Consider the following 19,862-nt stretch of genomic DNA (forward strand, 5'->3'; position numbering starts at 1 on the left):
GTCAGGGCCGCGCCGGTGCCGGCGTGACGGCGCCGGGGGAGGAGCGCCGTCGTGTCGGTTGGCTTCGGGTGCGCCGTGCGGCTCCGGCGTGGGTGGCCGGCCGCGCGGGGCGCGCACGCCCCTGCGCGGTGGGGTGGCGCTGTGGTCTGCGCCGGTCCCACGCTTACGGAGCGTGAACTGCGGATCGCTGCCGCCTCCCTGCGGCGCGGCTGCGGAGAACGCCGTCGCGGGCCTCCCCGCCGCGCCGTGAGGCGCCGGGAGAACCGCTTACACCGAGCATCGTGCTGGACGGAGGGCTCGCTCTGCAACCGGTTCGGCACAGTTCGGTCCGGAGCATTTCCGGCCGGGACCGCGAGCGATGATCACGGTGCGTAGTGGGGTGGGTGGTGGCGATGCACGGGGACGCGCGTAGCGGCGCATAGCGGACGGGGGAGTGCGCCGGGCGTGCACCGGGCCGGACCGGGGTGCGACGGCCGGCCCGGGCGTCCCCGGACTCCGGCCGTCCCACCGCTCGGCCCAGTCGCGGCCGGGTTCGCTGTCCCCTGCTGGCCGGCCGCGGCACCCGCGCACGGTCCCACGGAACCGCGCCCGGCGGGCCGGGCCGCGGCACCACGTGCGCGGGCGGACTGGGTGGTACTCCACGCGTGGTCCTGCTGCCGTACGACGGTGCCCCCGCGGGGGCGGACGGCGCGTCTGGCGGGCGCGGCGCGGCCGTACGTTCGTCAGAAGCAACGAACCGGGGCCCCGCCCGGTCACGGCTGCCTGGACGGGCAGACGAGTGAAACCGGACAGCCCGGTAGAATCGGTGTCCAGACACCCCACACCGTCCGCCGCAGCCGCAACCCCCCGGGGCGCGGCCACGCGCGACACTCTCGATACCGCTGCCGGAAGGGCGTCCGTGTCCTCTGCAATTCCCGTCCAGTCCGTGCCGGACAACGACCCCGTCCTGGTGGTCGACTTCGGCGCCCAGTACGCCCAGCTCATCGCCCGTCGGGTGCGTGAGGCGCGGGTCTACAGCGAGATCGTGCCGAGCAGCATGCCGGTCGCCGAGATGCTCGCCAAGAACCCCAAGGCGATCATCCTCTCCGGCGGTCCGTCGTCGGTCTACGAAGAGGGCGCGCCGCAGATCGACCGTGCGATCTTCGAGGCCGGCGTCCCGGTCTTCGGCATGTGCTACGGCTTCCAGCTGATGGCCACGACGCTGGGCGGCACCGTCGACAACAACGGCGCCCGCGAGTACGGCCGCACCCCGCTGACCGTCTCCCGCGGCGGCTCCACCCTGTTCGAGGGCGTCCCGGCGCAGCACTCGGTGTGGATGTCGCACGGCGACGCCTGCTCCGCCGCTCCGGAGGGCTTCACCGTCACCGCCTCCACCGACCTGGTCCCGGTCGCGGCCTTCGAGAACGACGAGGCCCGCCTGTACGGCGTCCAGTACCACCCCGAGGTGCTGCACTCCGACCACGGCCAGCAGGTCCTGGAGCACTTCCTCTACCGCGGCGCCGGCATCGCCCCGACCTGGACCACCGGCAGCGTGGTCGAGGAGCAGATCGCCCTGATCCGCGAGCAGGTCGGCACCAAGCGCGCGATCTGCGGCCTGTCCGGCGGCGTGGACTCCGCGGTCGCGGCCGCCCTGGTCAACAAGGCCATCGGCGACCGTCTGACCTGCGTCTACGTCGACCACGGCCTGATGCGCAAGGGCGAGACCGAGCAGGTCGAGAAGGACTTCGTCGCCGCCACCGGTGTGCAGCTGAAGGTCGTCGACGCCTCCGAGCGCTTCCTGGACGCGCTGAAGGGGGTCACCGACCCCGAGGAGAAGCGCAAGATCATCGGCCGGGAGTTCATCCGGGTCTTCGAGCAGGCCCAGGCCGAGATCGTCGCCGAGGCCGGCGAGCAGGGCGAGTCGGTCGACTTCCTGGTCCAGGGCACCCTGTACCCGGACGTGGTGGAGTCCGGCGGCGGCGCCGGCACCGCGAACATCAAGTCCCACCACAACGTCGGCGGCCTGCCGGAGGACCTCCAGTTCCAGCTGGTGGAGCCGCTGCGCAAGCTGTTCAAGGACGAGGTCCGGATGGTCGGCCAGGAGCTGGGCCTGCCGGAGGAGATCGTCCAGCGCCAGCCGTTCCCGGGCCCGGGCCTGGGCATCCGGATCGTCGGCGAGGTCACCAGGGAGCGCCTGGACCTGCTCCGCGACGCCGACGCGATCGCCCGCGAGGAGCTGACCGCGGCCGGTCTGGACCGCGAGATCTGGCAGTGCCCGGTCGTGCTGCTCGCCGACGTCCGCAGCGTGGGCGTGCAGGGCGACGGCCGCACCTACGGCCACCCGATCGTGCTGCGCCCGGTGTCGTCCGAGGACGCCATGACGGCCGACTGGTCGCGCCTGCCGTACGACGTGCTGGCCCGGATCTCCACCCGGATCACCAACGAGGTCCGCGACGTGAACCGCGTCGTCGTCGACGTCACCAGCAAGCCGCCGGGCACCATCGAGTGGGAGTGACCGCTCCCACCGGCCGCCGGGACGCTTCTTCGTCCTGAGGCCGATGCCTGAACGGCCGCGCCGTCGTTCCCGTACTGGAGGGAGCGACGGCGCGGCCGTTTGCGGTGCGGGCGCCGCCCGCCGGGAGGGACCTCCCACCGAAAGCGGTCGGGAGCGGGCAGAATGCGGACCGGACCTGTCAGGCAGTGGCAGGCGGTGAGGGAAGGTGTACGGGATGTCGGAGGCCAGCAACTCGGTGCCGACCGGCGGGGGAGCGGCCGGCCGGACCGCCCGGGCGGCGCAGCGGCGGGCGTTCGCGTCCACCTACGCCCTGCTTCCCCTGCGGCTCTTCCTCGGCGTCACGTTCGTCTACGCCGCCCTCGACAAGCTCTCCGACGCCCACTTCCTGGCCGGGGCGGGCGACCCGGCGTCCTTCGTCTCGCAGACCCAGGCCGCCAAGGCGGGCGGCAGCCCGATCTCCTTCCTGCTCGGCCCCGCGCTCGACCACCCGACCCTCTTCGCGCTCGGCATCGCCTTCGGCGAGCTGGCGGTGGGCCTCGGCACCCTGCTCGGCCTCTGGGGCCGGGTCGCCGCGCTCGGCGGCGCGCTGCTCAACCTCAGCCTGTGGCTGACCGTCAGCTGGAGCGTCTCGCCGTACTACCTCGGCAACGACCTGGCCTACCTGATGGCCTGGACCCCGCTGCTGCTGGCCGGCACGCCGTACCTGTCGGTGGACGGCTACCTGGCCCGCCGGGCCGGGCGGGACCGCGCGCGGGGGCTGGGCGAGGACCACGTCAGGCGCCGGGCCCTGGTGGACGGCGGAATCGCGGCCGTCGCGATCGGCGGGGCCGGGCTGCTCACCGGCTCGCTGACCCGCACCTTCGGCCGGGACCGCTCCGCCGCGCCCAAGCAGTCCGCGGCCCCGGCCGCCACCGCCGCGGCCCCCTCCGCCGCCCCCGCGGTGCCCGCCGCGAGCGTACCGGTCGGCGGATCGGCCCAGGTCAAGGACCCGGCCACCGGGGACGCGGTCTACATCGTCCAGCCCAAGGCCGGCCAGTACTGCGCCTTCTCCGCGGTGTGCACCCACTCCGGCTGCGCCGTGGACGCGCCGAAGAACGGCCAGCTGTACTGCCCCTGCCACGGCTCCCGGTTCGACGCGGCGACCGGTGCGGTGGTCAACGGGCCGGCGGTCAAGCCGCTGCCCAGGTACGCCGTCAGCAAGGACGGGGACCGGCTGACGCTGGGCCCGCAGCAGGCCTAGCGGCCCCGGGCGGGCCCCGGGGTCACTCCTCGTGGTCGGGACGCCCCCGGCGGGCCACCGCGGCGACCGCGCCGGCCAGGCCGCCGACGCCGAGCACGATGAAGGTGACCGGGATGACGATCCGCCCGTTCACCGACTGGTCGTTGAGCGCCGCGACCAGGTAGAGCACGGCGATCACCGTGAACAGTGCGCCCGCGACCAGCGAGAACAGGTCGAGCCGATGCTTCCTCACCGCTGGACCACCTTGATGTTGCCGAGCCCGATTCCGAGTTCGAGACTGAGGCCGCCCTTGGCGGGCTGCCCGTTGACGGGGCCGATCAGGTAGGTGTGCCGCCCGGTGCTGTCGCCGTGCTCACCGGGGACGCTGACGTTGCCCAGGCCGACCCTGGTCACCAGGTTCACCGTCACGTCGTCCGGCACGGTGACGGTCATGTCGCCGGTGCCGAGGTCGACCTTGGTGGCGAGGGTGGTCCCGGCCGGGTCGATCCCGGAGAGGTCCAGCCTGATCTGCCCGGCGGCCAGGTTGTACCGGTCGCGCAGGTCGGTCGCGGAGGCGACGGTCCAGGCGCGGTCGCCGATCGCGTTGCGCATGGCGTCCGGCGAGTGGCCGACGAAGGCCAGCGCCAGGGTGAGCAGCAGACCGGTCACCGCCAGCCGGCGGGCCCGGCCGAACTTCGCGCCGACCAGCAGCGTCAGGCCCACCACCAGCAGCGCGGTGGCCAGCACCGAGGCGCCCACCACGCTCGACGCGTGGTGGCCGGAGGTGGCCGACCAGACCGCGGTGCCCGCGCCGACCGCCAGCAGGAAGCCGAAGAAGCCGAGCGCCGAGCGCTCCCGGGGGCGCCGTACGGCGGCGGGCTCGGGGCGGCGCCGCGCGCCCTCCTTGCGCAGCGGGTCGCCCTCCGGCAGGTCGGTGCGCTGCCACCAGGGCCGGCCCGGGCCGCCGAGGGGCGGCACCGGGGTCCCGAACGGCGGGGTGGGCGTGCCGTACGGCGGGGTCGGGGTGCCGTACGGCGGGGTGGGCGTGCCCGGGGCGGCGCCCCCGTACGGGTTGCGCTCCGGGTGGCGCGGGTCCCACAGGTAGCTGCCGGGGCCGGGCGCCGGGCTCTGCGCGGCGCCCCTCCCGGCGGCCCGGGCCGGCTCGTCCTGCTCCTGCCGGGGCCAGCGGTAGGCCCCGGCGCTCCCGCCGCCCGCGCCGTCCTCGGGGAAGTGGCGGTCGTACGGGCCGCCGCGCCGGCGCTGGCGCCCCCGGCCCCGGCGGCGCTCCGGGTCGTAGCGCACCGCCAGGAAGACCAGGGCGGCGAGCAGCAGCAGCGGGAACATCTGGTCCCCGTCGCCCATCGAGGAGAAGAACACCCCGGTGCCGATCACGGTGAGCAGCACCGCGCCGACCGACTGGCCGTCCACCCGCCCGGTGAGCACCCGCTGGAGCTCGGTGCGCCCGCCGCGGCCCTTGCTCTCGTCGTCGGTCGGCACGATCAGCCAGGCCAGGCCGTACAGGAACAGCCCGAGGCCGCCGGAGAGGCAGAGCACCACCGTGACGATCCGGAAGACCACCGGGTCGATGTCCAGGTGCCGGCCGAGGCCGCCGCAGACGCCGGCCACCACGCGGTGGCGCTCGGCCCGGGTCAGTGGCGGGCGGTCCGGTTCCGGCGGGGCGGCGGGCCCGGCCTCCTCGATGCGGGGGTCCTCGGTCATGGGCACCATCCTTCCGGCACAGGAGGGCCCGGCCCAACCGGGTCGGTCCCTGTCCGTACCCTGACTTGTCCCTGATACGGGATGGGGACACACCCTGATGCGCCCGCGGGCGCCCGCGTGGAACCATCGGTGGCGTGGCAGCCCCCGGTACCGATCCCCGAAGCACCGCCCCCGACAGCGCGCCGGCGGCCGGCGCCGACCCGAGCGCGCCCGACGACGGGCGGCCGCCCTACCGGCGGCTCTACCGCAGTCCGCAGGGCCGGATGCTGGGCGGGGTCGCGCACGGCCTGGCGGTGCACCTCGGGCTGCCGGTGCGGTGGGTGCGGATCGCCTTCGTCGTGCTGTTCTTCGCGCAGGGGATCGGCGCGCTGCTGTACGCCGCGTTCTGGTTCGTGGTGCCGATCGGCATCGGCGAGCCCTCGCAGCGCGGCGGGGCCCAGTGGGTGTACCTCAACGGGGCGTTCGTCCCGGCCTCGCCGGGGCTGCAGGGCGGCCTGCTGAACAAGCCCGGCCGGGCCGGCGGCTGGGTGGGCCGGACGCGCCGGCTGCTCCAGCACGCCCTCCAGGGCGAGCCGGTGGGCGCCCCCGCGGCGGGGGAGGAGGAGGCGCCGGCCGGCAAGGCCGGGCAGGGCGGCATCGGCCAGCTCGCAGCCCTGGTGATGACGGTGATCGGCCTGATCGCCCTGCTCAACGTGCTCGGCCTGCAGACCGCCAAGCCGTACACCTGGCCGCTGCTGGCGATCGGCGTCGGCGTGGCGCTGGTCTGGCGGCAGGCCGACGACTCGCGCTGGCAGCGCTGGTTCGGCATCGAGGAGGGCGAGAAGCGGCGCGGCGCCTACACCCGGGTCGGCGCGGGCGTGCTGCTCGCGGTGGCGGGCACCATCGCGCTGCTCGCCATGCAGGGCAGCGGCTCCACGCTGGGCTCGGTGATCGAGGCCTCGCTGGCGGTGCTGGCCGGCGTGCTGGTGCTGCTCGGCCCGTACGGCCTGCGGCTCTGGCAGGACCTCGGGGCCGAGCGCACCGCCCGCATCCGGGCCCAGGAGCGGGCCGAGATCGCCGCGCACATCCACGACTCCGTGCTGCACACCCTGACCCTGATCCAGCGCCGGGCCGAGGACCCCAAGGAGGTGCTGCGGCTGGCCCGCTCGCAGGAGCGCGAGCTGCGGCTGTGGCTGTACCGCCCGGAGGCCGCCGCCGAGGCCGCGCCGGACACCATGGCGGAGAGCCTGCGGGCCGCCGTCGCCGAGGTCGAGGACCGGCACGGCGTCCCCGTCGAGCTGGTGATCGTCGGCGACTGCCCGATGGACGAGCGGATCGCGGCACAGATGCAGGCCGCGAGGGAGGCGACCGTCAACGCGGCCAAGTACGGTGGCGGGGGACCGGTCCAGGTCTACGCCGAGGTGGAGGGGAGGACGGTGTCGGTGTTCGTCCGCGACCACGGCCCCGGCTTCGACCCCGACACGGTGCCCGGGGACCGGATGGGCGTACGGGAGTCGATCATCGGCCGGATGAAGCGCAACGGCGGCACCGCTCGGGTGCGGCCGGCGGCGGGCGGCGGCACGGAGGTCGAGCTGGAGATGGAGAGAACGGATGACTGAGGCAGCTCCGGAGCGCACGGCGAGGGTCGTGCTGGTGGACGACCACCGGATGTTCCGGACGGGGGTCAGGGCCGAGATCGGCCGTACCGAGGTGACCGGCATCGACGTGGTCGGCGAGGCCGACGACGTGGACTCGGCGGTCCGCGTGGTCGCCGAGACCAGGCCGGACGTGGTGCTGCTGGACGTCCACCTGCCCGGAGGCGGCGGCGTCGAGGTGCTGCGCCGCTCGGCCGGGGTGATGGGCGAGCAGGGCGGGGTGAAGTTCCTGGCCCTGTCGGTGTCGGACGCGGCCGAGGACGTCATCGGCGTCATCCGCGGCGGGGCGCGCGGCTACGTCACCAAGACCATCACCGGTACCGACCTGGTGAACGCGGTCTTCCGGATCGCCGACGGCGACGCGGTGTTCTCGCCCCGGCTGGCCGGCTTCGTGCTGGACGCCTTCGCCGCCACCGACACCCCGCCGGTGGACGAGGACCTGGACCGGCTCACCCAGCGCGAGCGCGAGGTCCTGCGGCTGATCGCCCGCGGCTACGCCTACAAGGAGATCGCCAAGCAGCTGTTCATCTCGGTGAAGACGGTCGAGAGCCACGTCTCCGCCGTCCTGCGCAAGCTCCAGCTGAGCAACCGGCACGAGCTCACCCGCTGGGCCACCGCCCGCCGCCTGGTCTGAGGCGCCGCGGCGCACCGGGGCGCCGGTCGAGGCCCGTCCGACCGGATCGTTCCGGGCGGGCGGGCTTGTCGGTGGGTGGCCATAGACTCGATGTGCCATGAGTAGCCTCTTTGACGACCTTCCGCTCCCCGGTTTCGAGGCAGCCGCCGCCGGGTCGAAGCAGCCCGACGCGCCCGTCGACGCGATCGACGAGGAGCCCCCGCCGTACGGGGAGGACGCCCCGTACGACGCGTACGAGGAGGCGATCCCGGACGGCCTGTTCCAGACCGACCACGCCGCCGAGGCGGAGCGGGACGCCTGGTACCGCAACGGCGGCGCGCGGACGGTGGTGGACCCGGCGCAGCTGCTGGAGGGGATGAACGACCCCCAGCGCGAGGCGGTGCTGCACGCGGGCTCGCCGCTGCTGATCGTGGCCGGCGCCGGCTCGGGCAAGACCCGGGTGCTCACCCACCGGATCGCCTACCTGCTGGGCGCCCGCGGGGTGCAGCCGGGGGAGATCCTGGCGATCACCTTCACCAACAAGGCGGCCGGCGAGATGCGCGAGCGCGTCGAGGCGCTGGTCGGCCCGCGCGCCCGGGCGATGTGGGTGTCCACCTTCCACAGCGCCTGCGTGCGCATCCTGCGCCGCGAGTCCAAGCAGCTGGGCTTCACCTCCAGCTTCTCGATCTACGACTCGGCCGACTCGCAGCGGCTGATGTCGCTGGTCTGCCGGGACCTCGACCTGGACCCGAAGCAGTTCCCGCCGAAGTCGTTCACCGCGAAGGTCAGCAACCTCAAGAACGAGCTGATCGACGAGGAGACCTTCGCCGACCAGGCCGCCAACCCGATGGAGAAGAAGCTCGCCGAGGCGTACGCGCTCTACCAGCGGCGGCTGCGCGAGGCCAACGCGCTGGACTTCGACGACATCATCATGACGACGGTGAACCTGCTCCAGGCCTTCCCCGACGTCGCCGAGCACTACCGGCGCCGGTTCCGGCACATCCTGGTCGACGAGTACCAGGACACCAACCACGCCCAGTACACCCTGGTGCGCGAGCTGACCGGCGGCTCGGTGGCGGACGCCCCCCGGCGCACCGTCGACGGGGACCTGGTCAACCCGGCGGCCGGGCGCCTGGCCGAGGTGCCGCCGGCCGAGCTGTGCGTCGTCGGTGACGCGGACCAGTCGATCTACGCCTTCCGCGGCGCGACCATCCGCAACATCCTCCAGTTCGAGGAGGACTACCCGAACGCGACCACGATCCTGCTGGAGCAGAACTACCGCTCCACCCAGACCATCCTGAGCGCCGCCAACGCCGTCATCGAGCGCAACGCCAACCGCCGCGAGAAGAAGCTGTGGACGGCCGGCGAGCACGGCGAGAAGGTCGTCGGCTACGTCGCGGACGACGAGCACGGCGAGGCCCAGTTCGTCGCCGACGAGATCGACCGGCTCACCGACCAGGGCGAGGCCAAGCCCGGCGACGTGGCGATCTTCTACCGGACCAACGCCCAGTCCCGCGTGTTCGAGGAGGTGTTCATCCGGGTCGGCCTGCCGTACAAGGTGGTCGGCGGGGTGCGCTTCTACGAGCGCAAGGAGGTCCGGGACGTCCTGGCGTACCTGCGGGTGCTCTCCAACCCGGAGGACACCGTGCCGCTGCGCCGGATCCTCAACGTGCCCAAGCGCGGCATCGGCGAGCGGGCCGAGGCGATGATCGACGCGCTGGCCGCGCGGGAGCGGATCTCCTTCGCCCAGGCGCTGGTGCGGGTCGACGAGGCGTACGGGATGGCCGCGCGCTCGGCCAACGCGGTGAAGAAGTTCAACACCCTGATGGCCGGGCTGCGCCAGGTGGTCGAGTCGGGCGCGGGCCCGGCGGCGGTGCTGGAGGCCGTCCTGGAGGAGACCGGCTACCTGGCCGAGCTCCAGGCCTCCACCGACCCGCAGGACGAGACCCGGGTGGAGAACCTCCAGGAGCTGGCCTCCGTCGCCCTGGAGTACGAGCAGGACCCGGGCGAGCGCCCGGACGCCGGCGAGGAGGGCGCGCCGCCGGTCGGCTCGCTGGCCGACTTCCTGGAGCGGGTCGCGCTGGTCGCCGACTCGGACCAGATCCCGGACGGGGACGAGGACGGGCAGGGCGTCATCACGATGATGACCCTGCACACCGCCAAGGGCCTGGAGTTCCCCGTCGTCTTCCTGACCGGCATGGAGGACGGGATCTTCCCGCACATGCGGGCGCTCAACCAGGTCAAGGAGCTGGAGGAGGAGCGCCGGCTCGCGTACGTCGGCCTCACCCGGGCCCGCGAGCGGCTGTACCTGACCCGCTCGGTGCTGCGCAGCGCCTGGGGGCAGCCGGCCTACAACCCGGCCTCGCGGTTCCTGGAGGAGATCCCGGAGACGCTGGTGGAGTGGAAGCGCACCGGGGCGGCGCAGGCGCCGGCCCAGCGCGGCTACTCCTCGGGCTCGTCCTGGGGGAAGTCCTCGTCCGGGGGCGGGAGTCCGCGTTCGTCCTCGTCCCCGTCGTCAGCGGCCAGGCCGAAGGCCGGCTGGGGGCAGTCGGCGCGGCGCGGCGGCCAGGCGGTGGAGCGCGAGGTCGTCTCGCTCGCGGTCGGCGACCGCGTCACCCACGACAGCTTCGGGCTGGGCACGGTGGTGGCCGTCACGGGCGTCGGGGACCGGGCGCAGGCCACCGTCGACTTCGGCACCGACGGGCGCAAGCAGCTGCTGCTGCGCTACGCGCCGGTGGAGAAGCTCTGACCTGACCGGACGCGCCTCAGCGCGGGTCCAGTCCGTTCGCGAGGAACCAGGGCAGCGGGTCGATCGGCCCGCTGCCCTGCGGCCGGATCTCGAAGTGCAGGTGCGGGCCGGTGCTGTTGCCGCTGCTGCCGACGAAGGCGACCACGTCGCCCTGCTTCACCGGGCCCTTGCGCACCTTGTACGCGCGCAGGTGGCAGTACCAGGCCTCGGTGCCGTCGGGCATCCTGAGGATCGTCATGTAGCCGTAGAACGGGTTCCACTGGGTGCGGATGACGCCGTCGGTCACCGCGTAGACCTCGGAGCCGCCGTCCACCGGGAAGTCGATGCCGGTGTGCCGGTTCGCCCAGTGGGTGCCGGCCTCGCCGAACAGCTCGCCCAGGCCGTGCCGGGCGACCGGCATGACCGCTCTGGGCCTGACCGGCTCGGGCGCCGGCTCGGCGGTGGGCGCCTCGGTGGGCTGGGTGCCGGCCAGCGGGCGGCGGGCGTCGCCGCGGGAGGCCTGGTCCGGTGCGCCCGCCGCGACCGCCTGGGCCGCGGCCTGCGCGGCCGCGGTGTCCTCCGCCGCGGTCTGCGGCGCCCGTCCGGAGGCCTGGGCGTGCTGCTGGTCCGCCTCCCCCTGCACGGTGACCGCCGCCGCCCCGGCGACCCCGAGCGCGGCCACCGACGGCAGCGCGACCCGCAGCAGGGCCGTGCGGGTGGCCGCCCTGGCGGCGCCGCGGCGCTGGGCGCGGGACTGCTCGCGGGCGGCGAGGCGCAGCTGCGCGCGGGTCGGACGGGCGGCTGCATCGGGAGCCATCGGGGGCTGCCTCCTCGGTGGGCCTCAGGCGTCGTCGGGCGGGGGAAGGGCGAGGGGACGACAGCCGTGACTGTAGCTCCCGGGCCGACGCCCCGGAAAAACCTCCGGATGTCAAGGGGTCGGCCGGGGGGTCTGTGCGGAGGTTGCGGGAAGGACGGGTATACCCGCTGGTAGCAAGGCCCGGAGCTGTGACTTTGCCCTCCTCTTCGGAGGCGGCGCGGCCAACCGTGCCGGGTGGCGCTAACCTCCCCTCAGGTTGGTTATTGACCGTTAACCGCGCCGGCGGCCCACGAGGCCCGGTCGGATGGTGGACGACGAGGTCCAGGAGGCAGTCATGAGTGTGTCGGGGCCGATCCGTGTGGTGGTCGCCAAGCCCGGGCTCGACGGTCACGACCGTGGTGCCAAGGTCATCGCGCGCGCCCTGCGCGACGCCGGTATGGAGGTCATCTACACCGGACTGCACCAGACGCCCGAGCAGGTCGTCGACACCGCGATCCAGGAGGACGCGGACGGCATCGGGCTGTCGATCCTCTCCGGTGCCCACATGACGCTGTGCGCACGGGTGCTGGAGCTGCTGAAGGAGCGCGACGCGGAGGACATCAAGGTCTTCTGCGGCGGGATCATCCCGGACGAGGACGTCGCCGAGCTCAAGGCGATGGGCGTCGCGGACATCTTCACCCCGGGCACGCCGACCCGGGACGTGGTCGCCTGGGTCGAGTCGAACCTGCGGGCCGGCTGACCGGCCGCACGTCGAGCGGGCCGGCCCCGGGAGGGCCGGCCCGCTCCGTCGTGCCGGGGCCGGGGCGGGCCGGCCTCAGCCCGCCAGCTCGGCGAGCATCGCCGCCCGGAACCGCAGGGTGCCGGCCAGCCGGGCGAAGGTCTCGGACCAGGCGGAGTCCGGCGCGGCCCCGGCGGCCAGCCCGTCCACCGCGTCGGCCGCGTCCGGGGCGAGCGCGCGCTCCGTCATCCCGAGCACGCCGCTGTGGCTCCACGGGTACGCCCCGGAGGCCGCCGCCCGGCCCAGGGCGTCCACCACGGCGGTGGACAGCGGCGGCGTCCACGGGGCGGTGCAGGCGCCGAGCAGCTGGAAGGCCTCGCCCAGCCCGTGCGCCGCGATGAACGCGGCCGTCCAGGCGGCCCGCTCCTGCGGCGGGAGGACGGCCAGCAGCTTGGCCGGGGCGCCGGTGGTGCGCGGGGTGCGGCCCCGGGCGCCGCGACCGGGGGCGGCGGGTGCCGGGCCGAGCAGCGCCCGGGCCCAGTCGGCGTCCTGCTGGCGCACGGCGGCCCGTGCCCAGGCCTCGCGCAGGTCGTCGGCCCAGCTGCTGCTGGTCTCGTCGATGCTGTCGCCGACCCGCAGGGCGAGCAGCTGCTCGGGCGTCAGCCCGGTGCTCTGCGGCCAGAGCGACAGCGGTGCGGCCGCCACCACCTCGCCGAACCACCAGGCCCGTTCACCGCGCCCGGTGGGCGACTTGGGCGCGATCCCGTCGCGCTGCATCTGCGCGTCGCACTCGGTGGGCGGGGTGACCAGCAGGTGGGTGCCGGCGCCGGCGAGCCGGACGGCGGCCCGCGCCCGCTCGGCCATCCGGCGGGCCAGGGCGGAGCCGGGCAGGGTGGAGAGCAGCTCGGCGGCGGTGGACCGGACGTTCTTGCTGCGGTCGCCGAGGGCGGCCTCCAGGAACGGCTCGTCGGCAAGGGAGAGGCCGTCCTGGAGGGCGTCCAGGAAGAGCAGGCGGTCCTCGGCGCGCTCGGTGGCCCAGGTGCCGCGCAGCAGTTCCAGCCCCGCGGCGGGATCGCGGCGGCGCACCTGGGTGAGGTGGGTGACGCGTTCGGCGAACAGGCCCTCGTGCCAGAGCCGGTCGTCGGCCGTCCGGCGCGGCGCCTCGGGGGCGGTGGTGCGCAGCACGAACCGCCAGTCGGGGTTCCGCTCGGCCAGCCAGCGGCCCAGCGGGCCGGCCAACGCCACGGCGTCGGGGCGCAGTTCGCTGCGGGCGCGGGCGGCGTCGAGCAGGCCGGGCACCAGTGCGGCGGGCGGGCGCAGGCCGCGCGCCCGGGCGGTGGCGAGCCACTGCGGCAGCAGCTCGGCCAGGTTGGCCGGGGTGCCGCCGCTGCCGCCCGGCCGCCCGGAGAGCAGGACGGCCAGCCTGCGGGCGGCCGGCTCGGGCAGCTCCGGGCGGGTGTCCTCGGCCGCGGGCGGGCCGGGCGGCTCGGCGGCGGGGGCGGGCAGGGCGCCGGCCCGGCGGCGCACGGCGGCCAGGGCGGCCAGCTCCAGCAGGGCGGTGGCCGGGTCGCCGCGGTCCACGGCGTCGGCGAGCGGCAGGGCGGTGGCCGGGAGCGGGCGGCGGTCGGTGCCGAGCAGGGCGGTGGTGTGCAGGGTCTTCCACGGGTCCTGGGCGGTCGTCATTCTCGGTGCTCCTAAGCGTTGGTGAGGCCGACCGGGTGCTGCCCGGCGGGCCAGGCCGTGACCGGGGCGAAGCCCTGGTGGCCGTACTCGCCGAAGACCGTCAGCGGCCGGCCGGTGGAGACCGCGGCCAGCCGCCACAGCGCGGCCTCCGGGACGGCCGAGGCCCGGACGGGCACGGTGTGGTGGCCGTCCGTCAGGTACCAGCCGTCCGGGGTGCGGACCGGGACGACCCCGGCGAGGACGGTGGGCCGGCTCTCCAGCCACGGGTCGTCGGCGACGGCGGTGCCGTAACCGGCCGCCGCCTCGGCGACGGTGAGCCCGGCGGGCGGCTCGGCGGGGCCGGGTTCGGGGGCGCCGTAGCGCCTGCCCAGCTCGGCGCGGAGCGGGTGGGCGCCGGGGAAGTAGGCGAGGTCGGCCTCGACCACCCGCCCGGTGGGCAGGGCGAGCGCGGGGGCCTGGCCCTGGCGGCCGAAGGCGAGCAGCAGGGCGGTGCGGCCGGTCTTGGCGCCGCGCAGCCAGACCCGGCGGGTGGTGAGCCGTTCGTCGGTGGTGTCCCGGGTGCCGAGCACCAGCCAGCGGTCGCGGACGGTGGGGTCGGTCGTGCCGGAGTCCGCGGGGAAGCCGACCCGGGTGCGGACGGTGGCGGCCAGGTCGGCCGGCAGTTCGTCGAACCGGGTGGCGGCGGTGGCGAGCAGGTGCAGCATGGCGTACTCCTCCAGCAGCCGCTCCTGCGGCAGCGCGTCCAGTTCGCGGACCCGGGCGGCCAGGCCGGGGGCCTTCGCGTCGACCATCCGGGCGGCGACCTCCTCCCAGGGGCCGGCGGTGGACTGGTCGGCCAGGCCGTGCCGGACCCGGTCGGCCAGCCGCAGCCGCAGCTCGGCGGCGCCGACCGCGACCTCCGCCTCGCGGCGGCGGACCGTCTGCGGGTCCGCCTGCCTCCCGGCGCTCTTCTCCAGCCGCGCCTGCGCGCGGTCCTCGCGGGACTTCAGCCACTCGGCCACCCAGCCGGCGGGCTCACCGGCCGGGACGGCCGCCGGGGTGCCGCTCCACAGCAGGAGGAGCCCGAGCGCGTGCTTGCACGGGAACTTCCGGCTGGGGCAGCTGCACTGGTAGGCGGGCGTGGCGAGTTCGACCGCGGTGCGGTACGGCGTGCGGCCGCTGCCCTTGCACTCGCCCCAGAGCGCGGTGCCGTCGGTGCCGGCGGCGGACCACGGCCCGGGCGCGGAGAGCTTGCCCGCGGCCTTGCGCGAGGCGGCGTCAGGGGCCAGGGACAGGACGTGTTCGGTGCTCCAGCGTTCCTCCATGCGACCGACCGTAGGAGGCGGCACTGACAGTCGCTGACGGGCCGTCCGGAGCCAGGGCCGGGTTGTCAGTGGTCCGGTGCAGGGTGGTTGCCACAGGCCGGGACGCCGACCTGGCTCCCCCCGATCACCCTGCCGCCCGGGCACCCGTGTGCCCGGCGGCCGACCCGAAGGAGCCCCCATGACCGACGTTCTGCGGCAGCACGCCGAGGACGCCTTCGCCGGCGAACTGGCCGCGCTGGCCGCGCGGGACGACCGTCCGCGCCCCGAGCGCTGGAAGCTCTCGCCGTGGGCCGTGGCGACGTACCTGCTCGGCGGCGAACTGTCCGACGGCACCCGGATCACCCCCAAGTACATCGGCCCGCGCCGGGTCGTCGAGGTCGCCGTGACGACCCTGGCGACGGACCGCGCGCTGCTGCTGCTCGGTGTGCCGGGCACCGCGAAGACGTGGGTGTCCGAGCACCTGGCCGCGGCGATCAGCGGCGACTCCACGAGGCTGGTGCAGGGCACCGCGGGCACCCCGGAGGAGGCCGTCCGGTACGGCTGGAACTACGCCCGGCTGCTCACCGAGGGCCCCAGCCGGGACGCCCTGGTGCCCTCGCCGCTGATGCGGGCGATGGCCGACGGCACGATCGCCCGGGTCGAGGAGCTCACCCGCATCCCGGCCGACGTGCAGGACAGTCTGATCACCATCCTGTCCGAGAAGACGCTGCCGATACCGGAGTTGGGCACCGAGACGCAGGCGGTGCGCGGCTTCAACGTGATCGCCACCGCCAACGACCGGGACCGCGGCGTCAACGAGCTGTCCAGCGCGCTGCGCCGCCGCTTCAACACCGTGGTGCTGCCGCTGCCGGGCTCGCTGGACGAGGAGGTCGACATCGTCACCCGGCGGGTCGGCCAGCTCGGCCGCTCCCTGGACCTGCCCGAACTGCCCGGCGGCGCCGAGGAGATCAGGCGTGTGGTGACCGTCTTCCGCGAGCTGCGGGCCGGGATCACGGTGGACGGCCGGACGAAGGTCAAGACCCCGAGCGGCACCCTCTCCACGGCCGAGGCGATCTCGGTGGTGACCAACGGGATGGCCCTGGCCGCGCACTTCGGCGACGGCGTGCTGCGCGCCGGGGACGTGACGGCCGGCATCGTCGGCGCCGTCGTCCGCGACCCGGTGGCGGACCGGGCGGTCTGGCGCGAGTACGTCGAAGGGGTGGTGCGCGAGCGCGACGGCTGGAAGGACTTCTACCGCGCCGCCCGCGAGGTGACGGCATGACCGACGGTGAGGTCGCCCTGCTGGGCATCCGCCACCACGGGCCCGGCTCGGCCCGGGCGGTGGCCGCCGCACTGGCGCAGTGGCGGCCGGACGCGGTGCTGATCGAGGGCCCGCCGGAGGCGGACGGCATCGTCCACCTGGCCGCCGGGAAGGACCTGGTCCCGCCGGTGGCCCTGCTCGCCCACGCGGTGGACGACCCGGCGAGGGCCGCCTTCTGGCCGTACGCCGAGTTCTCCCCGGAGTGGGTGGCGATCCGCCACGCCGTGGACCACGACCTGCCGGTCCGCTTCATCGACCTGCCCGCCGCCCACGGCCTCGCCCCGGCCGCGGAGGAGGCCGCGGCGCAGGAGGCGGAGGCACAGGAGGCGGAGGCCGGGCCGGGCGCCGACCCGCTGGCGCTGCTCGCCGAAGCGGCCGGGCACGACGACGCCGAGCGCTGGTGGGAGGACGTGGTCGAGCACCGCGCCCCCGGCGGCGACGCGCTGGCGCCGTTCGCCGCCGTCGCCGAGGCGATGGCCGCGCTGCGCGCCGAGGGCCTCGGCGAGTCCCGCCGGGACGGCCTGCGCGAGGCGTACATGCGCCAGCAAGTCCGCGCCGCCCGCCGCGCCGGGCACCGGCGGATCGCCGTGGTCTGCGGGGCCTTCCACGTCCCCGCGCTGGAGCGGATGCCCACCGTCGCCCACGACCGGGCGCTGCTCGCCGGGCTGCCGAAGAAGGTGCGGACGGAGATCACCTGGGTGCCGTGGACGCACCGCCGGCTCTCCCAGGCGGGCGGTTACAGGGCGGGCGTGCAGTCGCCCGGCTGGTACCACCACCTGTTCACCACCGACGGGGACCCGGTGCCGCGCTGGCTCACCCGGGCCGCCGAGCTGCTGCGCGCCGAGGACCACCCGGTCTCCTCCGCGCACGTGATCGAGGCGGTCCGGCTCGCCGAGACGCTGGCCGTGCTGCGCGGCCGCCCGCTCGCCGGGCTGACCGAGACCCTGGACGCCGTGCGCGCGGTGCTCTGCGAGGGCTCGGACGTCGCCCTGGAGCTGGTCCGGGACCGCCTGGTGGTCGGCGACGCGCTCGGCGAGGTGCCGGACGCGGCGCCCGCGGTGCCGCTCCAGCGCGACCTCGCCCGCCTGCAGCGCTCGCTGCGGTTCAGGCCCGAGGCCGCGCCGAAGGACGTCGACCTCGACCTGCGCAGGGAGACCGACGCGGCCCGCTCCCGGCTGCTGCACCGGCTGCGGCTGCTCGGCGTGGACTGGGGCGTGCCCGCCCGCTCCTCGGTGCACTCGACCGGGACGTTCCGGGAGAGCTGGCGGCTGTGCTGGCAGCCCGAGTTCGCCGTCCGGATCGCCGAGGCCGCGCAGTGGGGCACCACGGTCGAGGAGGCGGCGGCCAACAAGGCCGTCGGCACCGCCCGCGCCGCCGGGGAGCTCGCCGAGCTGACCGGCCTGGTGGAGACCTGCCTGCTGGCCGGGCTGTCCGGCGCGCTGCCCGCCGTGATGCGGGCGCTCGCCGACTGCGCGGCCCTGGACACCGACGTGGCGCACCTCGCGGGCGCACTGCCCGCACTGGTCCGCGCGCTGCGCTACGGCGACGTGCGCGGCACCGACCACGGCGCGCTCGCCGGGGCCGCCTCGGGCCTGGCCGAGCGGATCTGCGTCGGGCTGCCGCCCGCCTGCGTGGGCCTGGACGCCGAGAGCGCGGCGACGATGCGCGGCCGGCTCGACGAGGTGCACGGCGCGATCGGGCTGCTGACCGCCGGCGCCTGCGCGCAGGGCTCCGCCGACGAGGCCGCCCTGGCCGGCCTGGCCGACCGGTGGGCCGCCGCCCTGCGCTCGCTGGCCCGGCGCGAACCGGCCGGCGGCCCCGCCACCGGCGCCCCCGGGCTGCTGCGCGGCCGGGCCGTACGACTGCTGCTGGACGACGGCCGGCTCGACTCCGAGGAGGCCGGCCGACGGCTGCGGCTGGTGCTCTCCGTCGCCAACGCCCCGGCGGACGCGGCCGGTTGGGTCGAGGGCTTCCTGGCCGGCGGCGGCGCCCTGCTGCTGCACGACCCCCGGCTGCTGGCCTTGCTGGACGACTGGTTGACCGGTGTGGGCGAGGAGGTCTTCACCGACGTCCTGCCGCTGCTGCGCCGCACCTTCGCCGCTCTGGAGGCGGGGGTGCGAACCGGCGTGGGCGCCCGGGTCGCGGCCGGCCCGCTCGGCGAGGCCCCGGCCACCGCGGCCGCGGGCGGCGAGCTGGACCCGGCCCGTGCCGACGCCGCCGTCCCGGTGGTGGCCCTGCTGCTCGGGGTCCGCCCGAGGATCCCCCGGCAGGCCGCCGGCCGCGACACCTGACGGCGGCCATGGCCCCGGCACCCGCCGCGGCCCCGGCACCCGCCGCGGTGGCACGTACCGCACCGCACCGACCGCCTGCCCACCGCAGGACCCGCTGAAGGAGGAGGACGAGATGGCAGCGCCCACGACCGACGAACGGCTGCGCCGCTGGCGGCTGGTGCTCGGCGGCGAGGCCGACGGCACCGGCTGCACCCTGCGCGGCCGGGACGCCGCGATGGACGGCGCCCTCGCCGCGCTCTACCGCGGTGCGCCGGAGGAGGGCGGCCGGTCCGGCCGCCGCAGTGCCGGGCTGGGCGGCTCGGCCCCGCAGGTCGCCCGCTGGCTGGGCGACATCCGCGAGTACTTCCCGTCCACCGTCGTGCAGCTGATGCAGCAGGACGCGATCACCCGGCTCGGCCTGGACCGGCTGCTGCTGGAGCCGGAGATGCTGGAGGCCGTCGAGCCGGACGTGCACCTGGTCGGCACCCTGCTGTCGCTCAGGCACGCGCTGCCCGAGACCACCCGGGAGAGCGCCCGGGCGGTGGTCGGCAAGGTGGTCGCCGAACTGGAGCGCCGGCTCGCCGACCGCACCCGGGCCACCCTCGGCGGCGCCCTCGACCGCAGCGCCAGGGTCAACCGCCCGCGCCACCGCGACATCGACTGGGACCGCACCATCCGGGCCAACCTGAAGAACCACCTGCCCGAGCACGGCACCGTCGTCCCCGAGCGGCTGGTCGGCTACGCCCGCGCCCAGCGCGCGGTGAAGAAGGACGTCATCCTCTGCATCGACCAGTCCGGCTCGATGGCCCCCTCGGTCGTCCACTCGGCGGTGTTCGGCGCGGTGCTCGCCTCGATGCGCACCCTGGACACCCGCCTGGTCGTCTTCGACACCTCCGTGGTCGACCTCACCGAGCAGCTGAGCGACCCGGTCGACGTCCTGTTCGCCATCCGGCTCGGCGGCGGCACCGACATCAACCGCGCGCTCGCCTACTGCCAGTCGAGGATCACCCGGCCCGCCGAGACGATCGTGGTGCTGATCAGCGACCTGTACGAGGGCGGCATCCGGGACGGCATGCTCAGGCGGGTGGCCGCGATGAAGGCGGCCGGCGTCCAGTTCATCGCCCTGCTCGCGCTCTCCGACGAGGGGGCCCCGGCGTACGACCACGCGCACGCCGCCGCGCTGGCCGCGCTCGGCGCGCCGGCCTTCGCCTGCACCCCGGACGCGTTCCCGGAGGTCATGGCCGCGGCCGTCGAGAAGCGCCCGATCCCCCGGAACCTGATGGAGGGGCCGGGGCGGGGAGCGTGACGGGTTCACCCGGACGCGCTAATCGGCCCGATCGGCGGACCGCCCGCCCGCCCCGTC

General features: G+C 75.5%; 14 protein-coding genes. 9 read left to right on the forward strand and 5 right to left on the reverse strand.

Annotation, left to right across the window (positions count from 1 at the left end):
- Positions 1–898 precede the first annotated feature (898 nt).
- Together guaA and ACH5AR_RS06530 are read left to right on the forward strand one after the other, a co-directional pair.
- Positions 899–2,494: a glutamine-hydrolyzing GMP synthase gene (gene guaA, locus ACH5AR_RS06525; RefSeq protein WP_396300235.1), complete on the forward strand. Its 1,596-nt coding sequence runs from the start codon at positions 899–901 to the stop codon at positions 2,492–2,494.
- A gap of 214 nt (positions 2,495–2,708) precedes the next feature.
- Positions 2,709–3,734 (forward strand): Rieske 2Fe-2S domain-containing protein, encoded by a 1,026-nt coding sequence (locus ACH5AR_RS06530; protein WP_396300236.1) that lies wholly within the window; start codon positions 2,709–2,711, stop codon positions 3,732–3,734.
- A gap of 22 nt (positions 3,735–3,756) precedes the next feature.
- Here ACH5AR_RS06530 and ACH5AR_RS06535 read toward each other — a convergent pair whose 3' ends face one another.
- Both ACH5AR_RS06535 and ACH5AR_RS06540 read right to left on the reverse strand, forming a co-directional pair.
- Positions 3,757–3,966 (reverse strand): hypothetical protein, encoded by a 210-nt coding sequence (locus ACH5AR_RS06535; protein WP_396300237.1) that lies wholly within the window; start codon positions 3,964–3,966, stop codon positions 3,757–3,759.
- The gene (locus ACH5AR_RS06540) at positions 3,963–5,432 is read right to left on the reverse strand and encodes a PspC domain-containing protein (protein WP_396300238.1); all 1,470 of its coding nucleotides are present in this window, start codon (positions 5,430–5,432) and stop codon (positions 3,963–3,965) included. The genes ACH5AR_RS06535 and ACH5AR_RS06540 overlap by 4 nt, the downstream gene beginning before the upstream one ends.
- Before the next feature lie 134 nt (positions 5,433–5,566).
- Between ACH5AR_RS06540 and ACH5AR_RS06545 the strand changes: the two genes are divergently transcribed.
- From ACH5AR_RS06545 to pcrA, 3 genes are all read left to right on the forward strand, one after another.
- Complete coding sequence (locus tag ACH5AR_RS06545) at positions 5,567–7,030, forward strand: PspC domain-containing protein (RefSeq protein ID WP_396300239.1); 1,464 nt, start codon at positions 5,567–5,569, stop codon at positions 7,028–7,030.
- Positions 7,023–7,700, forward strand: a complete 678-nt coding sequence (locus ACH5AR_RS06550) for a LuxR C-terminal-related transcriptional regulator (RefSeq protein ID WP_380735377.1) — start codon at positions 7,023–7,025, stop codon at positions 7,698–7,700. The genes ACH5AR_RS06545 and ACH5AR_RS06550 overlap by 8 nt, the downstream gene beginning before the upstream one ends.
- A gap of 97 nt (positions 7,701–7,797) precedes the next feature.
- Complete coding sequence (pcrA, locus tag ACH5AR_RS06555) at positions 7,798–10,428, forward strand: DNA helicase PcrA (protein WP_396300240.1); 2,631 nt, start codon at positions 7,798–7,800, stop codon at positions 10,426–10,428.
- Between the two features lie 16 nt (positions 10,429–10,444).
- On the opposite strand, the gene ACH5AR_RS06560 is transcribed toward pcrA, so the two are convergent.
- A complete protein-coding gene (locus ACH5AR_RS06560) occupies positions 10,445–11,224 on the reverse strand; it encodes a M23 family metallopeptidase (protein ID WP_396300241.1) in 780 nt (259 codons plus the stop codon).
- A gap of 334 nt (positions 11,225–11,558) precedes the next feature.
- Between ACH5AR_RS06560 and ACH5AR_RS06565 the strand changes: the two genes are divergently transcribed.
- A complete protein-coding gene (locus ACH5AR_RS06565; protein ID WP_396300242.1) occupies positions 11,559–11,963 on the forward strand; it encodes a cobalamin B12-binding domain-containing protein in 405 nt (134 codons plus the stop codon).
- A gap of 75 nt (positions 11,964–12,038) precedes the next feature.
- Here the strand turns inward: ACH5AR_RS06565 and ACH5AR_RS06570 are convergent, their stop codons facing one another.
- Positions 12,039–13,625: a DUF5691 domain-containing protein gene (locus ACH5AR_RS06570; RefSeq protein ID WP_396300243.1), complete on the reverse strand. Its 1,587-nt coding sequence runs from the start codon at positions 13,623–13,625 to the stop codon at positions 12,039–12,041.
- Positions 13,626–13,636: 11 nt separating this feature from the next.
- The gene (locus tag ACH5AR_RS06575) at positions 13,637–14,929 is read right to left on the reverse strand and encodes an SWIM zinc finger family protein (RefSeq protein ID WP_396300244.1); all 1,293 of its coding nucleotides are present in this window, start codon (positions 14,927–14,929) and stop codon (positions 13,637–13,639) included.
- A 178-nt stretch (positions 14,930–15,107) separates the two neighbouring features.
- Here ACH5AR_RS06575 and ACH5AR_RS06580 point away from each other — a divergent pair, with 178 nt between their 5' ends.
- The 3 genes from ACH5AR_RS06580 (at position 15,108) to ACH5AR_RS06590 (ending at position 19,805) form a co-directional block, all read left to right on the forward strand.
- A complete protein-coding gene (locus ACH5AR_RS06580) occupies positions 15,108–16,190 on the forward strand; it encodes an AAA family ATPase (RefSeq protein ID WP_396300245.1) in 1,083 nt (360 codons plus the stop codon).
- On the forward strand, positions 16,187–18,520 hold the full coding sequence (locus tag ACH5AR_RS06585) for a DUF5682 family protein (protein ID WP_396300246.1): 2,334 nt from the start codon (positions 16,187–16,189) through the stop codon (positions 18,518–18,520). Before ACH5AR_RS06580 ends, ACH5AR_RS06585 begins: the two co-directional genes overlap by 4 nt.
- Before the next feature lie 112 nt (positions 18,521–18,632).
- Entirely contained in the window at positions 18,633–19,805 is a 1,173-nt protein-coding gene (locus ACH5AR_RS06590) for a VWA domain-containing protein (RefSeq protein WP_396300247.1), read from the forward strand.
- Positions 19,806–19,862: the final 57 nt, after the last annotated feature.

The sequence above is a fragment of the Kitasatospora sp. NPDC018619 genome (genome assembly GCF_044391605.1).
Lineage (GTDB): Bacteria > Actinomycetota > Actinomycetes > Streptomycetales > Streptomycetaceae > Kitasatospora.

Bases quoted from the DNA above. Each gene is read 5' to 3' on its own strand.
- ACH5AR_RS06530 (WP_396300236.1), top strand. From the start codon at position 2,709: ATGTCGGAGGCCAGCAACTCGGTGCCGACCGGCGGGGGAGCGGCCGGC.
- ACH5AR_RS06540 (WP_396300238.1), bottom strand. From the start codon at position 5,432: ATGACCGAGGACCCCCGCATCGAGGAGGCCGGGCCCGCCGCCCCGCCG.
- ACH5AR_RS06550 (WP_380735377.1), top strand. From the start codon at position 7,023: ATGACTGAGGCAGCTCCGGAGCGCACGGCGAGGGTCGTGCTGGTGGAC.
- pcrA (WP_396300240.1), top strand. From the start codon at position 7,798: ATGAGTAGCCTCTTTGACGACCTTCCGCTCCCCGGTTTCGAGGCAGCC.
- ACH5AR_RS06560 (WP_396300241.1), bottom strand. From the start codon at position 11,224: ATGGCTCCCGATGCAGCCGCCCGTCCGACCCGCGCGCAGCTGCGCCTC.
- ACH5AR_RS06565 (WP_396300242.1), top strand. From the start codon at position 11,559: ATGAGTGTGTCGGGGCCGATCCGTGTGGTGGTCGCCAAGCCCGGGCTC.
- ACH5AR_RS06570 (WP_396300243.1), bottom strand. From the start codon at position 13,625: ATGACGACCGCCCAGGACCCGTGGAAGACCCTGCACACCACCGCCCTG.
- ACH5AR_RS06575 (WP_396300244.1), bottom strand. From the start codon at position 14,929: ATGGAGGAACGCTGGAGCACCGAACACGTCCTGTCCCTGGCCCCTGAC.
- ACH5AR_RS06580 (WP_396300245.1), top strand. From the start codon at position 15,108: ATGACCGACGTTCTGCGGCAGCACGCCGAGGACGCCTTCGCCGGCGAA.
- ACH5AR_RS06585 (WP_396300246.1), top strand. From the start codon at position 16,187: ATGACCGACGGTGAGGTCGCCCTGCTGGGCATCCGCCACCACGGGCCC.
- ACH5AR_RS06590 (WP_396300247.1), top strand. From the start codon at position 18,633: ATGGCAGCGCCCACGACCGACGAACGGCTGCGCCGCTGGCGGCTGGTG.